We start from the raw sequence: 19,101 nt of genomic DNA on the forward strand, positions 1-19,101 counted from the left end.
GGTCCCCCCCTAAACTGGGAGGGTGCGGCCCTTTCCTCCCCAAGGCGAGGAGGACTTCGCCCCCTTCTTCCCCGAGGAGCTCCTGCGCCGGGGCCTGGCCTATGCCCGGGAGGGGCGGGTTCGGCGGGTTTTCCGGGTAGGGGAGCGGCTTTTCGGCGAGGTACAGGGTTCGGCGCCTCTGCCCTACCGGGTGGAGGTGGGGCCGGGCCTTTCGGGCCGGTGCGAGTGCCCTTACCCGGACTTCCCCTGCAAGCACGCCGCCGCACTTCTTTACGCCTACCTGGAGCGGCAGCCTGAGGACCTTCGGGCCCGCCTCGAGGCCCTCCCCCCCGAGGAGGCCAAGGCGCTTCTCCTTCGCCTGGCCCGGGTACCCGAGGTGGCCTTCCGCCTCAAGGAGGTCCTGGCCCCCGAGGAGGCTTTCCGGGAAGGGGTGCGGCGCCTGCGCCAGGCCTTCCGCCTGGGGGAGGGGGAAGAGGAGGTGGAGGCCCTCCTCTTAAGGCTGGAGGAGGCGGGGAGGGAGGAGGTGGAGGCCTTTTTGGAGGCCCTGGTCCAGGCCCCCTTTGACCCCGAGCCCTACCTGCGGCAGGCCCTGGCCCGCTACCAGGCCCTTTCGCCCCGCCTTCGGTTCCTCCTGGGGCTTTACCTGCGCTACCCCTCGGAGGCCTTGGGGGAGGCCTTCTTGGAGGCGGCGAAGGGAGCGCCGGAGGAGGCGCTTTCCCTCCTCAAGGGGCAGGACCCCTCGGGCCTAAAGCGGGCGCTTAGGGCCGAGCTCCTCTTCCGCCTGGGCCGGGAGGAGGAGGGCCTCGCCGCCCTGAGGGAGGGCCTGGAGGGGGTGGAGGACTACCTCCAGCTGGTGGCGCGCCTTTTGGCCCTGGGCCGCCTGGAGGAGGCCCTCTTCTACGCCGAGGAGGCTCTGGCCTGGTTCGGCCGGGATCCGAGGCTTCTGCCCCTGCTGGACCTCCTGGTGGCCCACCGGGGCCGGGTGGAGGACCATCGGGCCCGCTTCGCCATAAGGCCGAACCTCGAGGACTACCTGGCCCTCAAGGCCAAGCTAGGCCGAGGTTTTGCCGAGGAGAGGGCGCGGCTTCTGCGTCAGGTTCAAGACCCCACCCTCCTCGCCCAGATCTACCTTCTGGAGGAGGACTGGAAGGGCTTGGAGCGCCTCCTGAAGCGGGCCCCTCCGGAACGCTACCCCGCCTTGGCCGAGCTTCTGGAGGAAAGGCTTCCCGAGGAGGCCTTTCGCCTCTACCGGGAGGCCGCCTGGCGCTTGGCGGAGGCAGGGGGGAGGGCCCGCTACGAGGAGGCGGCGCGGCTTTTGCGGCGGGCAGCCCGCCTGGACCCCAAGGGGGCGGAGGAGGCGGCCTTGGCCCTCCTCCGGGCCTACCCCCGCCGCTTTGCCCTGAGGGAGGCTCTGACCCCCCTTCTCGGGCAAGGCTCATGAAGCCTTGGGAGAATGGGCGGGTGGAGCGCTTCCCTTGGGTGGAGGTCTTCCGGGGGCTTGCCATCCTGGAGGTGGTCCTCCACCACGTCACCGGCCGCTTCCTGCGCGAGCTCTCCCCGGGGAGCCCGGAGTGGCTCCTCCTGGCGGCGGCAAACCGCACCCTCCACTTCGCCGTGCCCGCCTTCCTCTTCATGACCGCCTTGGTCCTGGGGGCGGGGCTGCTTCGGGATTTCCGCCTGGGGCGTTACGGGAGAAACCGTGCCCTGCGCCTCCTTTGGCCCTACCTCCTCTGGAGCGGGGTCTACCTCCTCTTCCGCTACTGGGATGCGGGGGCGTTCCAGCCGGAGCGGCTCCTCCACCAGCTCCTTTGGGGCAAAGCCTACTTTCACCTCTACTTCCTGGCGGTGGCCCTCCAGCTCACCCTGCTCCTTCCCCTTTTCCTTCCCCTCCTCCGGAGGCGCCCCCCGGGCCTTCTGTTCCTCGCCCTGGCCTTAGGGCTTACCCTCCTCGTCTACTTCCTGAACCGGCACTACCGCTTCCTGCCTTACCCGGGAAGCTTCGTCCTTTGGTACACCCCGGCCATCCTCCTTGGGCTTTACCTCGCCGCCCACCTGGACCGCCTTCCCCGCCTTCTCCGGCTTTGGCCCCTCTTTCTCCTCTTGGCGGGGATGGGGCTTTGGGGCTACCTGCCCCTGGCCCTTAAGGTCCTCCAGGGGCTTCCCGTGAACACCTTCGCCTACCAGGCCTTCCACTGGGCCTACACCACGGGGGTGGCCTTCCTCCTCCTCGTCCTGGCCCACCGCCTGGCCCAAAGCCCCCTTAGGGCCCCCTTGGCCTTCCTGGGCCGCTACTCCCTGCAGGTCTACCTGGTCCACCCCATGGTGGTGCGGCTTCTGGAAAAGTACCCCGCCTTCCCTGAGCCCCTGGGCTTCAAACCCGCCTTCCTCATCTACCTCCTCCTTGCCCTGGCCCTCCCCCTCCTCCTCGCCCGCCTCCTGGCCCGGGCGGGGGTGTCCCCTGTGGTCTTTGGGCGATGAGGGCGATTTGGGTCTTTTTCCTCCTCGGGCTTTTGGCCAGGCCCTCCCCCGAGGGTTTCCGCCTCGAGGGTGATGGCCTCCGCTACTTGCGGGAGGGCGTCTCCCTCTACGCCCTCCTCTGCCGCCCCCAAGGGGTGGCGGAGGGGGCGGTGCTCCTGGTGCCTGGGGGGTTTGGTCCTCCCACCCCGGGCATGGAGGCGCGGTGCCGCCGCTATGCGGAAAAGGGCCTCCTTGCCCTGGTGCCCCACCTAAGGGGGCGGGGAAGGAGCGGGGGCAAGATCACGGGCTGCCTGGCCGAGGCGGAGGACCTGGCCCACCTGGCCCGCCTCCTCCCCCGGCTTGGGGTGCGGCGGCATGCCTATGCGGGCTACTCCCTCGGGGCCTGCGTGGCCCTGAGGGCGGCGGCCCGGGAAGGGGCCTCCAGGGGGGTGGCCTTCGTCATCGGCCCCGTGGACTTCGCCGAGCAGGTGGCCCTCCTGCGGCGAACCCGTCCGGAGGCCTTAGGGCGCTGGCGGGAGGTCTTTGGCGGCCTTCCGGAGGATTGCCCCGCCTGCTACGACCGGCAAAGCCCCCTGCCGGAGGCGGCGCGCCTAAAAGCCCCCCTCCTCATCCTCCAAGCGGGCAACGACCCTCTCATTCCTCCCACCCAGGCCTGCCGCCTCCGGGACGTGCGGGAGGGGGTGGGGCGGAGGGTGTACCAGGTGGCCCTCACCCGGGAGGAGGCCCCGTGGACGGGTCCCCTCACCCGGGGCCGGGCCTGCCTTAGGCCCACGGGGTTTGGTCCCCCCTCGGAGGACCACCTGGTCCTCTTTCCCGACCTTCACCATGCGGTGGTGCCGGCCATGGAGGCCTTGGTGGAGCGGTTTCTTTTGGCCTGGCTTCGGCCTTGACAGGCGGGGGGCTTTGCCGCATAGTAAGGCTTGCGGCCAGACCTTGGAGGGTTGGCCGAGCGGTTGAAGGCGGCGGTCTTGAAAACCGCTGTGGGCCTTGGGCTCACCGGGGGTTCGAATCCCTCACCCTCCGCCAAAGGCGTGGAGAGGTGGCCGAGTGGTCGAAGGCGGCACCCTGCTAAGGTGTTGCACCGGGAAAACCGGTGCCGCGGGTTCGAATCCCGCCCTCTCCGCCAAGCCGGCCCGGCCCAAAGGCCGGGCTTAGCCCTTTATGCTCCTTCCCCTGCCGCCCCTAAAGCCTTGCCGCTTCTATAGGCGGAAAAACCGCTTCCTGGTGGAGGCGGACGTGGGGCCCTTGCACCTTCCCAACTCCGGCCGGATGGGGGAGCTTTTGCGGCCCGGCGCTTCCTGCTTCTACCACCCCAAGCCCACCCCCAAGACCCGGGGCCGAATGGTCCTGGTGGCGTCGGAAGGGGTTTTGGTGGGGGTGGATGCGAGCCTTGCCGGCCGCCTTTTGGAACTCCTTTTGCGGTCTGGGCACCTAGGCCCTTGGGAAGGCCTGCGGCGGGAGGTGGCGGTGGGCGGGGAAAGGCTGGACTTCTTTGCCCGGCTCGGGGGGAAGGAGGCCTATTTGGAGGCCAAGAACTGCAACCGGGTGACGGGAGGCCTCGCCCTCTTTCCCGATGCCCCCACCGCCCGGGGGGCGCGGCACCTCCGGCTCCTCGCTGCCTTGGCGCGGGAGGGGAAGGGGGCTTACGCCCTTTGGTTCGTGCAACACCCCCTGGCGGAGGCCTTCGCTCTAGACCCCACCGATGCTCCCCTCCACCGGGCGGCCCGGGAGGCCCTGGAGGCAGGAGTAGTCCTGAAGGCCTACCGGGTGCGGCCCACCTTGGCGGCCTTGGTGTTGGAAGGCGAACTCCCTTGGGTTTGGCTAGCCTCCCAAGAGAATTTGGAAGGCCACCATGAGGGCCGCGGCCACCGTGAGGACCGTGGCTACCCCCTCGGCCTCCGCCTCCTTGAGGGCGTCGGGCAGGAGCTCGGCCACCGCCATCCAGATCATGGCCCCGGCGGCGAAGCCCAGGCCCACGGGGAGGATGGGCCGGAAGGCCTCCACCAGGAGAAAGGCGGGCACGGCCATGAGGGGCTGGGGCAAGCTGGAAAAGACGCTCCAGAAAGCGGCCCCTAAGACGCTCACCCCCCGCGGCACCAGGACCAGGCTTATGGCAAGCCCCTCGGGGATGTTGTGGACGGCGATGGCCAAGGTGATGAAGACCCCAAGGGCCTCCCCGCCCCCGAAGGCCACCCCTACCCCCACCCCCTCGGCGAAGGAGTGAAGGGTCATGATGCCCACGATCATGAGGGCCTTGCGGGCGTCCAAGCCCCTGAGCTCGCCGAAGCTCACCTCCCGGCCCTCTAGGTAGCGGTGGGAAAGCTGGATGAAAAGGAGGCCCAGGGCCACCCCCAGAAGGGTGCGGCCCAGGCTATAGCCCACCCCCTCGTAGATAAGGCCGAAGCTCGCCGCCACCATGAGCCCGGCGGCGGCGGCGTTGGCCAAGCCCAGGTGGCGCTTGAGGACGTTTTGGGTGAAGAGGAAGGGCAAGGCGCCCAAGCCCGTGGCGATGGCGGTGAGGAGGGCGTAGAGGAAGACGCTCCAGGGGGAAACGGAAAAGCCTTCCATACCCCTCCTAGCTTACTGCAAGCGATTACTAGTTTCAATAAGCCAATCCCGCACCGCCTCCGCCACCTCTTGCCGGTTCCGGTCCAGAAGGAGGTCGTGCCCGCTTTCCGGGAAGATCAGGTGGCGCTTTTCCCGGCTTCCCAGAAGGGCGTAATAGCGGTCCACCCCCTTGACCACCCGGTCCCGCCCCGCCTCCACCACCAAGGCGGGGGCCTGAACCCGGGGGAGGATCTTCGGGGTTTGGCGCATGAGGCCAAGGAGCTCCCCCACCGCCCGGGTGGGAAAGTAGGGATAGTTGGGGTTTTGTCGCTTTAGAAGGGGGTCCTCAATGGAGTTGGGCCCGGGGAAGCGGGGGACGAGCCAGGCCAGGTAGGGGGCTAGGGGGGCCAAGGGGTTTTGCAGGGCAAAGGCGGGGGCCAGGGCCACCAAAGCCGCTGTGGGGTGGGCCGCGGCTAGGTGGGCGGCGAGGAGGGCCCCCATGGAAAGCCCCACCACCCCCCGGGGTTCCGGGAGGGCCAGGTAGGCCTCCTCCGCCTCCTTGAGCCAATCCTGCCACCGCACCCCTAGCAGATCCTCGGGGCGGGTGCCGTGGCCGGGAAGGGCGGGCTGGGCCACGGCGAAGCCTGCCTCTCGGAGCACCCCGGGCAAGGGGCCTAGGGTGAGGACGGGGTGGGAGGTAAAGCCGTGCAGGAGGAGGAGGTGCATGCCTCAGCATACCCCGCCTGGACGTTCTTGTAAGCGGCGTGGTAAAACGGGGGGGAATGCTGGAGGGCAACCTCGCGGAGTTCCCTTTTCCCTCCTTGGTGGGCGCCCTGATGAGCGCCGGGCGTACCGGGAGGCTTTTGGTAAGGTCACCCCACCTCGAGGGGGAGGTCTACGTGCAAGGTGGCCAGGTGGTCCACGCCCGGGTCCAGGCGGGGGAGAAGGTTTTGGAGGGGGAAGAGGCCCTGGACCTTTTGGCAGGGCTCAAGCGCGCCCCTTTCCGCTTTGAGCCGGAGGTCCTCCCTCCCCACACCACCCTCCTTGGGGGGCTAGCCGTGCCCGCACGGCTAGCGGAGGCCCAGGCGGCCTGGCAGGCCCTAAGCCTTCCTGGGGACTGGGGCTACGTCCTGCGTCTGCCCAGCAAGGAGGGCGCGGTGGAGCTTACCCCGGAGGCCTTAAGGGTCCTGGCCCAGGTGGAGGGGAAGCGCATCGCTGAGGTCCTGGTGGCCCCTGGGGTCTTGCGCCTCGCCCGCATCCTCCACACCCTTTTGCAGATGGGGGCTTTGGAAGCGGTGCCCGTAGTGGAGGTTCCCCCAGAGCCCCTTCTGGTCCTGCCCATCTACGGCCCAGGCTCCGGGATAGCCTACGTGGACGAGGCTCTCTACGCCCAGTGGGCCCGGGCCATCCGCCATGGGTTTCGCTTACGGGTCACCCCCCCGGGGACGGTCTTTGAGGTGCGCCCTAGGCCCAATATCCCCGGGCGGCTTGGGCTTTTGGAGGAGGACCTCAGGCGCTTACGCCTGAGGCGAGGGGATAGGGTAGAGGTGGTGCCGGAGGTTTAGCCTATGGATATCCTGACCCTGAACGAGTATCTGAACCGCATCGTCTATGGCTTTCCCATGAAGCTGGTCTTCCTCCTGGTGGGGGCCTATCTGGTTATTTTTCAGATCCGGTGGTTTAGCGCACCCCTCCGGATGATGCGGGTTTCCTTTAGCGAAACCTTTGGGGCCCTTCGGGAGCGTTCTTACGGCTTCGGCGGCCAGATTACCCCCTTCCAGGCCACCATGGTGGCCCTCTCCGCCACCGTGGGGACGGGGCACCTTTTGGGGATGCTGGCGGCGGTGTTGCTAGGGGGGCCAGGGGCGGTTTTCTGGATGTGGGTGGGCTACTTCTTTGGCACGGGGAGCAAGTTTGCCGAGGCTACCTTGGCGGTGCACTATCGCCGCCGCTATGCCGATGGCTCCGTGTCCGGTGGCCCCATGTACTACCTTTCCCGGGGGTTGCCCCGCCTCCGCTTCTTGGGGCACCTCTTCGCCTTTTTCGCCGCCATCGCCGCCTTTGGCATTGGCAACCTTTCCCAGGCGGGGGCGGTGGGGGGAGCCTTGACGCCCCTGGGAGCGCCCCCGGCCCTGGTGGGGCTTGGCCTCGCCCTTTTGGTGGGGGTGGTGCTGGGCGGGGGGATCGTCCGGGTGGCCCGTTTCGCCCAGGTGGTGGTGCCTCTCAAGCTCCTCCTCTTTCTGGTGGCGGTGCTGCCCCTCCTGGTCCTCTATGGGGGGAATATCCCCGAGGCCTTGGCCCTGGTCTTCCGGGCGGCCTTCACCCCGGAGGCCGCCTTGGGCGGGGCGGCGGGGTATAGCCTTTTTGCCGCCCTAAACGCCGGGCTTGGCCGGGGCATCTTCGCCAACGAGGCGGGGTTGGGCTCGGCGGCCATCGCCCACGCCCAGGCCCAGGTGGACCACCCCGTGCGCCAGGGCTTCTGGGGGGTTACGGAGATGTTCGTGAGCTTCCTGGTGACCTCCCTCACCGCCCTCACCTTCATCGCCTCCGGCCTTTGGCGCCAAGGGGGAAGCGCGGCGGAGGCAGCCCAGGCCCTCTTTCAGGCCCATCCCTTGGGGAGCGTGATCCTGGCCCTCACCGTGGCCGTCTTCGCCCTGGGGACCATGGTGTCCTGGGGGTTTTACGGGGAGGAGGCGGCGGCCTTCCTCTTCGGGGAAGGGGTGCGCTGGCCCTACCGCCTCACCTTTGCCGTTTTGGCCTTTGTGGGGCCCTTGGGGGGCCTCGAGGCCTTCTTGGCCATCTCCGACACCCTAAACGGCCTCATGGCCGTTCCCAACCTCCTGGGCCTTGTCCTCCTAGGCGGGGTGGTGGGCCGGCTGGTCTACGGCTTCTTCCGCGGGGAGCCTTGGGTGCCGCCCCGTTAGCGGAAAAGGCTCCGGATGGCCTTTTCTAGCTCCTCTCCCGCCTTACGGTCCAAGGTGAGCTTGACCTTGAGGGCCACGCGCAGGGCCTCTTCCTCCAGGGCCTCCCGGCTTTCGCAGGCCCGAAGCCGGGCGGCGAAGGGGTCCGCCTTTGGGCCCAGGCGGGCCTTGAGGAGGTCTAGGAGCTTTTGGCAGAGCTCCTTCGGTCCCTCCACGGGCAGGATGAGCCCCCGCTTGAGGAGGCTTGCCAGGATGGCGTAGGCGTTTTCCCCTAGGCCGCTATCCCGCACCACCTCCTCCTCCGTGCGCCGCCCGTCGCAGAGGGTGTACACCCGCCACTCCTCCGGGGTGGGCTTCCAGTCGGCCTCGGGGGGGGTGGGGTTGCGGCGGAAGACCATGGTTACAAGGAGGCCACGATGGCGTCCACCAGGCGGAGGACCAGGTAGACGAAGACGGCGCCCAGGAAGAGGACCAGGGAGAGGAGAAGGAGGAGGAGGCTTGCGGGCTCGCTCCACGTGAGGAGCAAGATAACGAGGTAGGCCACCGCGAAGAAGGCGATGAGGAAAAACATCTGCCCGCTCCTCTCCCCCACGATGCCGCCGGGAGCGGCCCTGCGGATCCTTAGGCCTAGGACCACGTTGTAGGCCATGAGGAGGAGGCCAAGCCCCAAGAGGAGTTTTTCCATGTCGCCATTTTACCCCTGGCGCCACTCCCGGATGGGGACGAGCTCTCCCCCCTCCACCTGCTTGCGTACGGGGCGGTAGCGGCGGTCGAACCAGATTTCCAAAACCGCCCGGTCCAGGCTCCTCGGGGCCACGATCTCCTTACGCACGTAGTAGCCCCCTTCCGTGGGGCTAATCTCCGTGCTCTTGGAAAGCCTTAGCTCCACCACCTCCCCGCTTTTCGTGCGCACCCGCACCCGGAAGGCCAAGGGGCCCTCCGGCTTCACGTGGGGGTCTTGGCGGAAGGGCCACATCACGCCTCCTTGAGGTCCGCCACCTTCGCCCCGGTGAGGGCCAGGAGCTCCTCGGGCCTCACGGGAAAAAGGGCCTGGGGGGTGCCCGCCGCCGCCCAGAGGGCCTGGTAGGCGAGGAGGTCTTGGTCCAAGAAGGTGGGCAAGGCCCGGGCGTGGCCCACAGGGGGCACCCCGCCGATGGCGAAGCCGGTGAGGGCCCGCACCTCCTCAGGGGTGGCCCGGCGCAGGGGTTCGCCCACCAGGGCGCCCGCCTTCCTTAGGTCCAGGCGGTTTTTACCGCTTAGGAGGAAGAGGTAGGCCCCCTTCTCCCCCACGAAGACCAAGCTCTTCACGATCTGCCCCACCTCGGCCCCCACCGCCTTTGCCGCTTCCGGGGCGGTGCGGGTGGATGCCGTGAGCTCCACCACCTTCAGGTGGCCGAAGCCCTTGGCCTTAAGCGCTTCTTGTACCTTGCGGGCGGAAGGGCTCATAGGGCGTAAAGGAGCTCGGCCAAAAGGGCGGCCCGCCGGGGGATTTCCGAAACCACCACGTACTCCGTCCTTTGGTGGGCGTCCCCGCCGAAAAGCCCCAGGCCGTCCAGGGTGGGCACCCCTAAGGCGGCGGTGAAGTTGCCGTCGGACCCGCCGCCCACCCGGCCCGGCTCCAGGCGAAGCCCCAGGGCCTCCCCGATGGCCTTAGCCCGGGCGAAGAGGGCGAGGCTTTGCTCCGTGGGTTCCATGGGGGGGCGGTTGAGGCCGCCCGTGACCTCTAACCGGGCCCCAGGGAGGGCGGGGGTGAGGCGCTTCAGGCCTTCCTCTACCCGACGCACCTCCTCGAGGGTCCAGGCCCTCAGGTCCACCTCTACCCAGGCCTCCTCCGCCACCACGTTGCTCACCGTGCCTCCCCGCACCACGTTGGGGCCCAAGGTGGTCCCCTTTTCCCGGTCCTCCAGGGCGGCCACCTTCAGGATCTGGTGGGCGAGCTCCAAGATGGCGTTCACCCCCTTCTCCGGCTCCACCCCCTGGTGGGCGGCCTTGCCCAGGGCCTTGAGGCGGTATAGCCCCACCCCCTTGCGGGCCACCTTCAGGTCCCCCGTGGCGGTGGGGGGTTCCAGGACCAGGGCGGCCTTAGCCTTCTTAGCCGCCGCCTCAATGAGGGGGCGGCTTTCCTTGGAACCCGTTTCCTCGTCGGGGGTGAAGAGGATTTCCAAAGGGGGAAGCCTCCTTCCCGTGGCCTCGGCGTGGCGCAGGGCGTAGAGGAGGGCGATGATCCCCCCCTTCATGTCGTAGACCCCGGGGCCCACGGCCCGGTCCCGCTCCAGGCGGAAGGGCTCCGGGAAGCTTCCCCTGGGGTGGACGGTGTCGTAGTGGCAGAGCACCAGGACGGGGTCCCCTTCCCCTTCCCGCCGCAGGAGGAGGACCGGCCCCGCCGGGGTGTCCTTGCGGGAAAGCCGCCCTTTCATGGGCCCAAAGGCCTCTTCCAAAAAGGCGGCCGCAGACCTCAGGCCCTCCAGGTCCCCCGAGGGGGATTCCCGCCGCACGAAGGCCTCGAGGTCCTTCAGGAACTCGGGGAGCTTGGCCTGCATCCAGGCTAGGGTGTCCATGCCCCCATTATGCCCCCTCGGCCAGGGCTAGAGGGGAAGGGTGAGGGTGAACTCGGCGGCGAAGCCCTCCCCCTCGAGCCTTGGGGCGAGGAGGAGGTCGGCGCGGAAGAGGCCGTCTTGGCGGTTTCCCACCTGGGGCATGCCCCTTTGCGCATAGGGGGGGCGGGCGTAGACCTGGCTCTGGACCTCCTCGGGGAAGAAGAGCTGGGTGGCCAAGGCCCTCCCCTTGGCCTCCACCCGGAGGTGCAGGTGGGGGGTGCGGCTCGGGTACCACCCGGGGAAGAGGGTGAGGAAGCCCACCTGGCCCTTCTCGTCCGTGGCCTGCCACCCCCGGCAGAAGACCCCAGGGGCGTTCACCCCGGAGTAGCGGCCTAAGGCGTCCGTGTGCCAAAGGTCCACCCGCGCCCCCTGGAGGGGCCGGCAGGCCGTGTCCTGCACCCGTAGGGTGAGGCGCAAGGGAACCCCGGGAAGCCCCTCCCGCAGGTCCTGCCGTTGGGGCACTTCCCGCAGGTAGTAGGGGCCTTCCGTGAGGGCCGGGGTGGGGCGGCAGGCCCCTTGCCCCCGGGCCCAGGGGAGGAGAAAAAGGGCGAGGAGGCTACGCCGCTTCATCGCCGCCTCAGGGTGAGGTCCACCTCGAGCCGGATGCGGTTTTCCACGCCCAGGACCACGGGCACCCGGGGCTGGACCAGGCGGAACCGCTCAAAGGGGAACTCCGTCTTCAAAAAGACCCTCACCTCCTGGCCCCGGAACTCCGCTTCCCCCTCCCAGACCACCTCCTGGGTCACGTCCCGAAGGGTGAGGTCTCCCACCACCTGGATGGATGCCTTGCCGCTTTGGGGCAGGGGGTTGGGAAGGCCCTTCACCTCCTTGGGGCGGAAGGTGGCGGTGGGAAAGCGGTCCGTCTGCAGGGTGTTTTGCCGCAGGTAGTTGTCCCGGCGGGCTTGGTCGCTCCTCAGTTCCCTAAGGTCCACCACGAACTCCCCGCTTGCTCGCCCCCCCTGGAGGGCTACCTGCCCGCTTACCGCCTTGGTGGCGCCCACGGCGTCGGTGATGCCCACCCCTAAAAGCTCCTCCCGCACCCGGTAGCGGGCCTCCCCCGACACCACCTCGAAGCTTTGGGCCAAAGCCGGTATAAAAAGGGCCAAGCTCAGAACGAGCCAGCGCATCCCGTCCACCTCCCTTGCTATGGAAAGCGTAGCGGGATAGGGTTAGACCCGGGTTAGAGGGAAGCGGTTTAGACTTGAGCCATGGTCCGGGCCGTGCTCTTTGACGTGGGCAACACCCTGATCCTGGCAAGCCCCCGGTTTTGGCTTCTGCCCTTTTTGGAGGAGCGGGGGCTAAGGCCTCGGAATGACCCAAGGGCGGCGGCCCTGGAGGCCTTTCGCTTCTATGAGGAAAACCACCTCCAGGCCAAGGACCTCCCCACGGCCCTCGCCCTCTGGCAGGAGTTCCACCGGAGGCTCCTTACCGGCATGGGGCTTGCGGAGCATGCGGAGAGCCTAGCCCGGGAGCTCGTGGCCCGCTGGCGGGACCCCGCCATCTGGCCCTTGGCCCCGGGGGCTAAGGAGGTGCTGAGGGCCTTGCGGGAGCGCGGCTATGCCCTGGCCGTGGTGTCCAACTGGGACGCCACCTTGCCGGAGATCCTGGAGGTGGTGGGCCTAAGGCCCTACTTCCACCACCTGGCGGTGAGCGCCCTTTCCGGCGTGGCCAAGCCCGACCCCAGGCTTTTCCAGGAGGCCCTAAGGGCCTTGGGCGTGGCCCCGGAGGAGGCGGTGCACGTGGGGGATGCGGAGGCGGACCTCTTGGGGGCCAAGGGGGCGGGGGTGAGGCCCCTCCTCTTCGATCCCCTGGGGCAAAACCCCCAGGCCCTCCACCGCCTGGAAAGGGTGCTAGACTTCCTGCCATGAGCGTGCGGGCGGCCATCTGGGGGGAAAAGAAAGAGGCCATTGAGGAAAGCCTGAAGGCGGTGGACGAGGACCTCTTCCGCTACATCCGCGACTTCGCCTACGAGGAGGTCCTGGCCCGCCCGGGGCTGGACCTGAAGACCCGGGAGCTTCTGGCCATCACCGCCTTGATCGCCCTGGGAAGCCCCAAGGAGCTCGCCACCCACCTGGAGGGGGCCTTGAGGGTGGGGGCCACGGAGCAGGAGGTGCGGGAAACCATCCTCCAGTCCGCCCTCTTCCTGGGCTTTCCCCGGGCCCTGGCGGCCATGAAGCTCTTCCAGAGGGTGCTGAAGGGCCGTGGTGCTCCTCACGAGGGGGAAGGATAGGGCGCTTTTGGCCCGGCTCGCCGCCTTGGGGGTGGAGGCGGCGGAGGTGGCCCTTTTGGAACAGGTGGACCTCCCGGGCTTAGAGGAACTTCCCGGGAAGCTCCTGGAGCCATGGGACTACGTGGCCGTCACTTCCAAGGAAGGAGCGAAAAGGCTCCTTTGGGCCTGGGAGGAGGCGGGAAGGCCCCCCCTAAGGGTGGCGGCGGTGGGGGAGGGGACAGGGGAGGTCCTGGCGCAAGGGGGGCTACCCCCCGCCCACCTTCCGGAAAGGGCCACGGCCAAGGACCTGGCCGAGAGCTTCCCCCCGGCGCAAAGGGTTCTGTTCGTGGCGGGGGACCTGGCGGGGCGGGACCTGGAGGCGGGGCTAGGGGCTAAGGGGGTGGAGGTGGTGCGCCTTGAGGTCTACGCCACCCGGGAGCGGGAACTTTCCCAGGAGGAGCGCCGCCTCCTGGAGGGGGCGGAGGTGGTGGCCTTCTTCAGCCCGAGCGGGGTGCGGGCCTACGCCCGCTGGACGCATCGGCGACCCAAGGCGGCCTGCATTGGCCCCGCCACGGCGGAGGCGGCAGCAACCCTGGGCTTTCCCGTCTTCGTCGCGGCGGAGCCGGGGCTAGAGGGGCTTTTCCAGGCGATCCTTCGCGCTTTGTGAGGGACAGGTGTCCCTACCCGGCTTGGGTATACTGGCGGAAGGCTATGGCCCTGCCCTTATACCTGGTGGGCCTTTCCCACAAGACCGCTCCCCTGGCGGTGCGGGAAAGGGCTGCCCTGGACCCCGTCGTGGCCCTCCCCGCCGCCCTGCGGCGCCTGGGCAAGGCGGTGGTCCTTTCCACCTGCAACCGCACGGAGATTTACGGGGTGGGCTCCTTCCAGGAGGCCAAGGCGCTCCTTTTGGAAAGGGGTGTGGAGCCCCAGCACCTCTACGTCAAGGAGGGGACGGCGGCCCTTCGCCACCTCTTCCAAGTGGCCGCAGGGTTGGACTCCTTGGTGCTGGGGGAGGCCCAGATCCTGGGCCAAGTGCGGGAGGCCCTTTTCCTGGCGCGGCGGCATGGGGCCACGGAAAGCCTTCTGGAAAAGGCTTTCCAGTCGGCCATCGCCGTGGGCAAGCGGGCCCGGAGCGAAACCGCCATCGGCGCCGGGGCGGTGAGCGTGGCCTACGCCGCCTTGGACCTGGCCCTGGCCGTCTTCGGCGATCTGGCGGGGCTTTCCGTGGCGGTTTTGGGGGCGGGGGAAATGGCGGAGCTCTTCCTCACCCACCTCCGCGCCCACGGGGTGGGGCGGGTCCTGGTGGTGAACCGCACGGCGGAGCGGGCGAAGGCCTTGGCGGAGCGCTTCCATGGGGAGGCGTTTTCCCTGGAAGCCCTGCCCCAGGTCCTGGCGAGGGCGGACCTGGTGGTGGCCTCCGCCGCCGCCCCCCACTACCTGGTGCGCCCCGAGGACCTGCCCCGGCGGGCCAAGCCCCTTTTCCTCATCGACATCGCCCTGCCCCGGAACATAGACCCCAGGGTGGGGCGGCTTCCCCACGCCTACCTCTACAACCTGGACGACCTGGAAAAGGTGGTGGAGAAAAACCGCCAAGCCCGCCTGGGGGAGGTGCCCAAGGTGGAGGCCCTCATTGAGAAGGCCCTGGGCGATTACCTGGAGTGGTACGCCGGCCACCGGGTGCGGGAGGCCATCCGGGCCTTGGAGGAAAAGCTTCTCCGGGAGGTGTCCACGGAGTTGCCCCACGCCGACCCCTTCACCTGGCACAAGGAGGCGGGCCGCCGGGCCCACCCCTTGATCCTGGCCCTCAAGGCCCAGGCCCGGACATGACCCTGGCAAGCGCCCTGGCCTTTTTGGGCGTGGCTCTCTTGGCCCTAGGGTGGTTCTGGCCTCGAGGGATTGGGCTTGGGGCCTGGCTCTACCTGGGGGCGGCCTTGGTGGATGCCCTGGCCAAGGGGGTTTTTTCCGGGCCGGCCCAGCCCGCCTTGGTCCTGGGCGGCCTTTTGGCCCTGCGGGGGGAGGGCCTCGGCCTTCGCCCCAGGCTTTCTCCCTTGCGGCGCTACCTTCTCCTTTTGGCCTTGGTCCTGGGCCTTTTCGCCCTCAAGGCCCTGCCCCACCCTAGGGGAGAGCTACCCCTGTTCCTTACCCTCTTCCACGCCGGGGCCTTTGTGGTGGCTTACCTGGCCTTGGCGGTGGGGGTGGGGGCGGGCGTCCTGTGCGCCTTGCAGGACCTGCGCCTGCGGGCGCACCCGGAAAAGGCCTTAGGGGCCCCGCCCCTTTGGAGCCTAAAGCGGCTTGAGCGGGGGTACTTGCGGGTGGGCTATTGGGCGGCCACCCTGGGCCTGGGAAGCGGCATGGCCTGGGCCTTTAGCTACTTCGGAAGCCCTTTGAGCCTGGACCCCAAGGAGCTTTCCGCCTTTTTGGGTTGGCTCCTTTTTACCTTCTATTTCCTCTTGGAGGAGAGGCTTAGGGGCCGGGCCCGGGTTGCGCTTCTCCTTCTGGCCTACGCCCTTTTCCTCTTCGCCTTTTTGGGGGCTCCCTTCCTGGGGTCCCGGCACCCCTCGAGGCTCCCTCTTTAAATATCGCAAGTTAGACTTGACAATCTATAAACCTCGAGTTTATCCTTTTAGCCAGGGGGTGAGCATGGGGCTAGGGTACTGGGACCGGGAGGCTCTCCTGGAGCGGTACCGGGAGCGCTTGCGGGAAGCGGAGCGGGAAAGACTTCTCCTTTCCCGGCACCGCCCCTGGCGGGTGCGGCTCGCCCGGGCTCTTTGGCGCCTGGCTGAGGCCCTGGCACCCGAGGTGCGGTGGGAGGTGGCCCGTGGAGGCTAAGCGGCGCGTTTTGGCCGTGTTGAGGGAGGGCGCCATCGCCCTCGAGGCCGTGGCGCTAGGGGAGGTCCAGGTGCGGTTTTAGACCAAGGAGGCGTGATGGAGGAGAAACGGAGGGTTTTGGAGATGGTGAGGGCGGGGGAGATTGGGGTAGAGGAAGCCGTGGCCTTGCTTGAGCCTTTGGAAAGGCCTAGACCCCAGGCCTTGGCGTCCCTTTTGCGGTTGCACATGGACGCTTATGACGAGGGCAAGCCCGTGCGGATCCGCCTCAATCTGCCGCTGGCCCTGGCGGACCTCGTGGAGGGCTTCCTGCCCCAGGAGGCCAAGGCTACCCTGGAGCGCCAAGGGGTGAACCTGCGGGAGGTGCTCAGCCTGGCCCGGCAGGGGACGGAGGGGAAGCTTTTGGAGGTGGAGGCGGAAGGGGTCAAGGTAAAGGTGGGACTATGGTGATGCGACCGCTTCCCGTGCGTTGCCCGGCTTGCGAAAACCCCTTGGCGGTGAAGGTCCTTTTCTGCCCCGCCTGCGGCACCGAGGTTGCGGGCCGCTTCGCCCTAAACGAGTTCGCCCTCCTGCCCAAGGAGCACCTGGACTTCCTGCGGCTTTTCGTGAAGGTCCGGGGAAACCTAAAGGAGGTGGAGCGCCTCCTCGGCGTGTCCTACCCCACGGTGCGGGCCCGGCTGGATGCTCTCCTGCGGGCTTTGGGCTACGAGGCGGAGCCGGAGGGTACGGAGGAGGCGCGCCTCCAGGTCCTGGAGGCCTTGCGCAAGGGGGAGATCAGCGTGGAGGAGGCGGTGGCGCGCTTGCGGGGAGGGAAAAGCTGAAGGCGGTGCCCTTTCCCACCTCGCTTTCCACCCAGACCTCCCCCCCGTGGGCCTCGAGGATGGCCTTCACGATGGCCAGCCCTAACCCCGAGCCCCCCCGCTCCCGGTCCCGGGCCTTGTCCACCCGGTAGAAGCGCTCAAAGAGGTGCGGGAGGTGCTCCTCGGGAATGCCTTCCCCGTCGTCCTCCACCCGCACCACCACCTTCTTCCCCAGGTCGAAAGCCCTAAGCCACACGTGCCGGGACCCGGCCTTGAGGCTGTTGGCCACCAGGTTGGCTAGGACCTGGTGGAGCCGATCCGGGTCCCCCCGCACGTACACCTCCGGGGGGGCCTCCACCAGGATCTCCCCTTCAAAACTCCGCTTGAACTCCTCCCGCACCTCCTCCAGGAGGTCCAAGACCCGCACCGGGATGGGCTCGATGCGCCAGCTTCCGCTTTGGGAAAGGTCCAAGAGGTCGGAGACCAGCTTGCTCATGCGCTCCGCTTCCCGCCGCACAATATCCAGGCTTTCCCGCTGCACCTCGTTTAAGGGGGTGCGGCGGAGGAGGTAACCCACGTGGCCCAGGATGGCGGTGATGGGGGTTCTGAGCTCGTGGGAGGCGTCTTGGAGGAAGCGGGTCTGGGCCTCAAAGGCCTTCTGCATGCGGGAAAGCATCCCGTTTAGGGCCCGGACCAAGGCCGCCACCTCGTCCGCCCCTTCGGGCTCGGGCAGGGGCTCGGGGCGCTCGGGCATGGCCTCGGCCCGCCGGGCCAGCCACTCCAAGGGAGAAAGGGCCCGGGCCACCAGGGCCCGGGCCAAGAGCACCGCCAGGAGGAGGACGGCCAAGGCGGTGCCGGCGTAGATGCGGGCGAACTGGTTCAGGGTGGCCTCAATCCCCTCCGTGGGCCGCCCCACCAGGAGGAGGCCCTTCCACACCGTGCCGGCCACGTTCACCTCCACCCGGCGGGCGTAGACGAGAAGGGTGAGGGGCTTGCCTTCCCGGGGTAGCTCCACCCGGGTCCAGACCTCCCCCTGGGCCAGGAGTGTGCGGTAGTCCCCCTCGTTGAGGAGGAGGCGCCCGCTTCCCAGAGCCGGGCTTTTTTGCAGGCTAATCCCCCCCTCCCGGGCCAAGAAGGCGGGGTCCTCCTCGGGCAGAAGTTGGAGCTCGGCGTAAAGGCCAGCGGGAAGCCCCGCTTCCAAAAGGGTTTGCCCCCCGAGGTTCAAAAGGCGCACCACCTGGTTGCTGGCCTCCAAGAGCTCGGCCCGGAGGTTGCGGTAAAGAAAACTCCGCAAGACCCCTTCCAGGGCGAACCCCAGCACCAAGAGGGTGACGAAGAGGAGACTGGCGGTTAACAGGGTGATGCGGGCGCGCAGGGTCATGGAGGGGGGTTAGTCCTCCCTTAAGACGTACCCCACGCCCCGCACCGTGTGGATGAGGCGGCGCTCCCCACCCGCCTCCAGCTTCTTGCGCAGGTAGCCGATGTACACGTCCACCACGTTGCTCCCGCCCTGGTAGCCTGGCCAGACCTTCTCCTCGATCTCGTAGCGGCTAAAGACCTTGCCCGGGTTTTTGGCGAGAAGCTCCAGGAGCTCAAACTCCTTGTTGGAAAGCTCTATGCGCCGCCCGGCGCGGAAGACCTCCCGCCCCTCCACGTTGATGATGAGGTCCGCCACCCGGATCTCCCCGGTGATGGCCGGGCTTACCCGGCGCAGGTGGGCCCGCACCCGGGCCAGGAGCTCTTCTATGGAGAAGGGCTTTACCAGGTAGTCGTCCGCCCCGGCGTCCAGGCCCTCCACCTTGTCCTCCACCCGGTCCTTGGCGGTGAGGATCAGGATGGGCACATTGGAGGTCTTGCGGATGCGCTTGGCCACCTCAATCCCGTCCATGACGGGAAGCATTAGGTCCAGGATCACCAGGTTGGGGTTTACCTCGCGGAAGCGGGAAAGGCCGGTGATCCCGTCGTGGGCCACCTCGGTGCGGTAGCCCTCCGCCTGGAGTTCCAGTTCTATGAAGCGGGCGATGTCCTTCTCGTCCTCCACGATGAGGATCAGGGGGGGTTCCATACCCCTCAGGATACTCACTTTCTCATGAGAAAGCTAGGTGTAGAGGCTGAGGACCGCCAGGTACATGAAGAGGCTTCCCAAAAGCACCAGGAGGTGCCAAAGCCCGTGGAAGCCCACCCGGTGCGGCCAGGGGTTGGGGCGTTTGAGCCCGTAGACCAAGGCCCCCAGGGTGTAGAAGGCCCCTGCCAGGGCCATGAGGGCGAAGGTGGAAAGGGGCAGGTCAAGGCGGGGCAGGAAAAGGACGGAAAGCCATCCCAGGCCCAGGTAGGCCAGGGTGTACAGCCAGCGGGGGGCTTTGAGGAAGAAAAGGCGGAAGCCCACGCCCAAAAGGGCTAGCCCCCAAACGAGGCCCAGGGCAAAGGCCTTGGGGCCTTCCCGCAAGCCCTCTAGCAAAAAGGGGGTATAGCTCCCGGCGATAAAGAGGAAGATGGCGGCATGGTCCAGCCGCCTCAGCCAGGCCAGGGCCCTTTCCTCCACCTTTAAGGCGTGGTAGAGGGCGCTTGCGCCGAACATCAGGGCCATGGTGAGGCCGAAGAGGAGAACGCCGCCCCAGGCCTCCTTGGGGGCCAAAAGGAGGAGAAGGAGGCTACCCAAAAGGGCAAACGGCACACCCAAGGCGTGGCTCAAGGCGTTGAACGGCTCGCGGACCATGCCCAAG

25 protein-coding genes, 2 tRNA genes and 1 pseudogene are annotated in these 19,101 nt (G+C 68.0%); 16 read left to right on the forward strand and 12 right to left on the reverse strand.

Going from position 1 to position 19,101, the window contains the following annotated elements; translation table 11 throughout:
* The first annotated feature begins 22 nt into the window (after nucleotides 1–22).
* The 6 genes and pseudogenes from ABXG85_RS05690 to ABXG85_RS05715 form a co-directional block, all read left to right on the forward strand.
* Nucleotides 23–1,441, forward strand: a complete 1,419-nt coding sequence (locus ABXG85_RS05690) for an SWIM zinc finger family protein (protein ID WP_353512758.1) — start codon at nucleotides 23–25, stop codon at nucleotides 1,439–1,441.
* A complete protein-coding gene (locus tag ABXG85_RS05695) occupies nucleotides 1,438–2,478 on the forward strand; it encodes an acyltransferase family protein (RefSeq protein ID WP_353512759.1) in 1,041 nt (346 codons plus the stop codon). The genes ABXG85_RS05690 and ABXG85_RS05695 overlap by 4 nt, the downstream gene beginning before the upstream one ends.
* Nucleotides 2,475–3,368: an alpha/beta hydrolase family protein gene (locus ABXG85_RS05700; RefSeq protein ID WP_353512760.1), complete on the forward strand. Its 894-nt coding sequence runs from the start codon at nucleotides 2,475–2,477 to the stop codon at nucleotides 3,366–3,368. Before ABXG85_RS05695 ends, ABXG85_RS05700 begins: the two co-directional genes overlap by 4 nt.
* 45 nt (nucleotides 3,369–3,413) lie before the next feature.
* Nucleotides 3,414–3,504 (forward strand) — tRNA-Ser (locus ABXG85_RS05705).
* A 7-nt stretch (nucleotides 3,505–3,511) separates the two neighbouring features.
* Nucleotides 3,512–3,604: transfer RNA gene (locus ABXG85_RS05710), tRNA-Ser, on the forward strand.
* 35 nt (nucleotides 3,605–3,639) lie between these two features.
* Nucleotides 3,640–4,302: pseudogene (locus ABXG85_RS05715) on the forward strand (DNA/RNA nuclease SfsA); the annotation flags it as partial.
* Here ABXG85_RS05715 and ABXG85_RS05720 read toward each other — a convergent pair.
* Entirely contained in the window at nucleotides 4,300–5,046 is a 747-nt protein-coding gene (locus ABXG85_RS05720) for a ZIP family metal transporter (protein ID WP_353512761.1), read from the reverse strand. The pseudogene ABXG85_RS05715 and the gene ABXG85_RS05720 sit on opposite strands and share 3 nt — an antisense overlap.
* A gap of 12 nt (nucleotides 5,047–5,058) precedes the next feature.
* Nucleotides 5,059–5,751, reverse strand: a complete 693-nt coding sequence (locus tag ABXG85_RS05725) for an alpha/beta hydrolase (protein WP_353512762.1) — start codon at nucleotides 5,749–5,751, stop codon at nucleotides 5,059–5,061.
* Between the two features lie 56 nt (nucleotides 5,752–5,807).
* Between ABXG85_RS05725 and ABXG85_RS05730 the strand changes: the two genes are divergently transcribed.
* Both ABXG85_RS05730 and ABXG85_RS05735 read left to right on the forward strand, forming a co-directional pair.
* Nucleotides 5,808–6,590 carry a DUF4388 domain-containing protein gene (locus ABXG85_RS05730; protein WP_353512763.1) on the forward strand — a complete coding sequence of 261 codons (783 nt, stop codon included), beginning with the start codon at nucleotides 5,808–5,810 and terminating at the stop codon, nucleotides 6,588–6,590.
* A 3-nt stretch (nucleotides 6,591–6,593) separates the two neighbouring features.
* Nucleotides 6,594–7,949: an alanine/glycine:cation symporter family protein gene (locus ABXG85_RS05735; protein ID WP_353512764.1), complete on the forward strand. Its 1,356-nt coding sequence runs from the start codon at nucleotides 6,594–6,596 to the stop codon at nucleotides 7,947–7,949.
* Here ABXG85_RS05735 and ABXG85_RS05740 read toward each other — a convergent pair.
* The 7 genes from ABXG85_RS05740 to ABXG85_RS05770 are packed head-to-tail and all read right to left on the reverse strand — an operon-like array spanning nucleotide 7,946 to nucleotide 11,670.
* Nucleotides 7,946–8,344 carry a hypothetical protein gene (locus ABXG85_RS05740; RefSeq protein ID WP_353512765.1) on the reverse strand — a complete coding sequence of 133 codons (399 nt, stop codon included), beginning with the start codon at nucleotides 8,342–8,344 and terminating at the stop codon, nucleotides 7,946–7,948. The two genes, ABXG85_RS05735 and ABXG85_RS05740, sit on opposite strands and share 4 nt — an antisense overlap.
* Before the next feature lie 2 nt (nucleotides 8,345–8,346).
* On the reverse strand, nucleotides 8,347–8,631 hold the full coding sequence (locus ABXG85_RS05745; RefSeq protein WP_353512766.1) for a hypothetical protein: 285 nt from the start codon (nucleotides 8,629–8,631) through the stop codon (nucleotides 8,347–8,349).
* A 9-nt stretch (nucleotides 8,632–8,640) separates the two neighbouring features.
* Nucleotides 8,641–8,922, reverse strand: a complete 282-nt coding sequence (locus ABXG85_RS05750) for a hypothetical protein (protein WP_353512767.1) — start codon at nucleotides 8,920–8,922, stop codon at nucleotides 8,641–8,643.
* Nucleotides 8,922–9,392: a YbaK/EbsC family protein gene (locus tag ABXG85_RS05755; RefSeq protein WP_353512768.1), complete on the reverse strand. Its 471-nt coding sequence runs from the start codon at nucleotides 9,390–9,392 to the stop codon at nucleotides 8,922–8,924. The genes ABXG85_RS05750 and ABXG85_RS05755 overlap by 1 nt, the downstream gene beginning before the upstream one ends.
* On the reverse strand, nucleotides 9,389–10,504 hold the full coding sequence (locus ABXG85_RS05760; protein WP_353512769.1) for a M20 family metallopeptidase: 1,116 nt from the start codon (nucleotides 10,502–10,504) through the stop codon (nucleotides 9,389–9,391). Before ABXG85_RS05760 ends, ABXG85_RS05755 begins: the two co-directional genes overlap by 4 nt.
* A gap of 27 nt (nucleotides 10,505–10,531) precedes the next feature.
* Nucleotides 10,532–11,113, reverse strand: a complete 582-nt coding sequence (locus ABXG85_RS05765; RefSeq protein ID WP_353512770.1) for an intradiol ring-cleavage dioxygenase — start codon at nucleotides 11,111–11,113, stop codon at nucleotides 10,532–10,534.
* Nucleotides 11,110–11,670, reverse strand: a complete 561-nt coding sequence (locus ABXG85_RS05770; protein ID WP_353512771.1) for a YceI family protein — start codon at nucleotides 11,668–11,670, stop codon at nucleotides 11,110–11,112. The genes ABXG85_RS05765 and ABXG85_RS05770 overlap by 4 nt, the downstream gene beginning before the upstream one ends.
* Before the next feature lie 81 nt (nucleotides 11,671–11,751).
* Between ABXG85_RS05770 and ABXG85_RS05775 the strand changes: the two genes are divergently transcribed.
* From ABXG85_RS05775 to ABXG85_RS05810, 8 genes are all read left to right on the forward strand, one after another.
* On the forward strand, nucleotides 11,752–12,411 hold the full coding sequence (locus tag ABXG85_RS05775) for an HAD family hydrolase (protein ID WP_353512772.1): 660 nt from the start codon (nucleotides 11,752–11,754) through the stop codon (nucleotides 12,409–12,411).
* Entirely contained in the window at nucleotides 12,408–12,773 is a 366-nt protein-coding gene (locus tag ABXG85_RS05780) for a carboxymuconolactone decarboxylase family protein (RefSeq protein ID WP_353512773.1), read from the forward strand. Before ABXG85_RS05775 ends, ABXG85_RS05780 begins: the two co-directional genes overlap by 4 nt.
* Entirely contained in the window at nucleotides 12,745–13,419 is a 675-nt protein-coding gene (locus ABXG85_RS05785; protein ID WP_353512774.1) for a uroporphyrinogen-III synthase, read from the forward strand. Before ABXG85_RS05780 ends, ABXG85_RS05785 begins: the two co-directional genes overlap by 29 nt.
* Nucleotides 13,420–13,463: 44 nt before the next feature.
* Entirely contained in the window at nucleotides 13,464–14,579 is a 1,116-nt protein-coding gene (gene hemA, locus ABXG85_RS05790) for a glutamyl-tRNA reductase (protein ID WP_353512775.1), read from the forward strand.
* Nucleotides 14,576–15,328: a cytochrome c biogenesis protein CcsA gene (gene ccsA, locus ABXG85_RS05795; protein WP_353512776.1), complete on the forward strand. Its 753-nt coding sequence runs from the start codon at nucleotides 14,576–14,578 to the stop codon at nucleotides 15,326–15,328. The genes hemA and ccsA overlap by 4 nt, the downstream gene beginning before the upstream one ends.
* 64 nt (nucleotides 15,329–15,392) lie before the next feature.
* Nucleotides 15,393–15,581, forward strand: a complete 189-nt coding sequence (locus ABXG85_RS05800) for a hypothetical protein (RefSeq protein ID WP_353512777.1) — start codon at nucleotides 15,393–15,395, stop codon at nucleotides 15,579–15,581.
* A 96-nt stretch (nucleotides 15,582–15,677) separates the two neighbouring features.
* On the forward strand, nucleotides 15,678–16,028 hold the full coding sequence (locus tag ABXG85_RS05805; protein WP_353512778.1) for an SHOCT-like domain-containing protein: 351 nt from the start codon (nucleotides 15,678–15,680) through the stop codon (nucleotides 16,026–16,028).
* Nucleotides 16,022–16,399 (forward strand): DUF2089 domain-containing protein, encoded by a 378-nt coding sequence (locus tag ABXG85_RS05810; RefSeq protein WP_353512779.1) that lies wholly within the window; start codon nucleotides 16,022–16,024, stop codon nucleotides 16,397–16,399. Before ABXG85_RS05805 ends, ABXG85_RS05810 begins: the two co-directional genes overlap by 7 nt.
* On the opposite strand, the gene ABXG85_RS05815 is transcribed toward ABXG85_RS05810, so the two are convergent.
* Genes ABXG85_RS05815 through trhA form a run of 3 tightly spaced genes read right to left on the reverse strand, consistent with a single transcriptional unit; the run spans nucleotide 16,353 to nucleotide 19,094 of the window.
* A complete protein-coding gene (locus tag ABXG85_RS05815) occupies nucleotides 16,353–17,759 on the reverse strand; it encodes a sensor histidine kinase (RefSeq protein WP_353512780.1) in 1,407 nt (468 codons plus the stop codon). The two genes, ABXG85_RS05810 and ABXG85_RS05815, sit on opposite strands and share 47 nt — an antisense overlap.
* Nucleotides 17,760–17,768: 9 nt before the next feature.
* Nucleotides 17,769–18,443: a response regulator transcription factor gene (locus ABXG85_RS05820; protein WP_039455403.1), complete on the reverse strand. Its 675-nt coding sequence runs from the start codon at nucleotides 18,441–18,443 to the stop codon at nucleotides 17,769–17,771.
* Nucleotides 18,444–18,476: 33 nt separating this feature from the next.
* A complete protein-coding gene (gene trhA, locus ABXG85_RS05825) occupies nucleotides 18,477–19,094 on the reverse strand; it encodes a PAQR family membrane homeostasis protein TrhA (protein WP_353512781.1) in 618 nt (205 codons plus the stop codon).
* Nucleotides 19,095–19,101: the final 7 nt, after the last annotated feature.

This window comes from Thermus sp. LT1-2-5 (assembly GCF_040363165.1).
Classification (GTDB): domain Bacteria; phylum Deinococcota; class Deinococci; order Deinococcales; family Thermaceae; genus Thermus.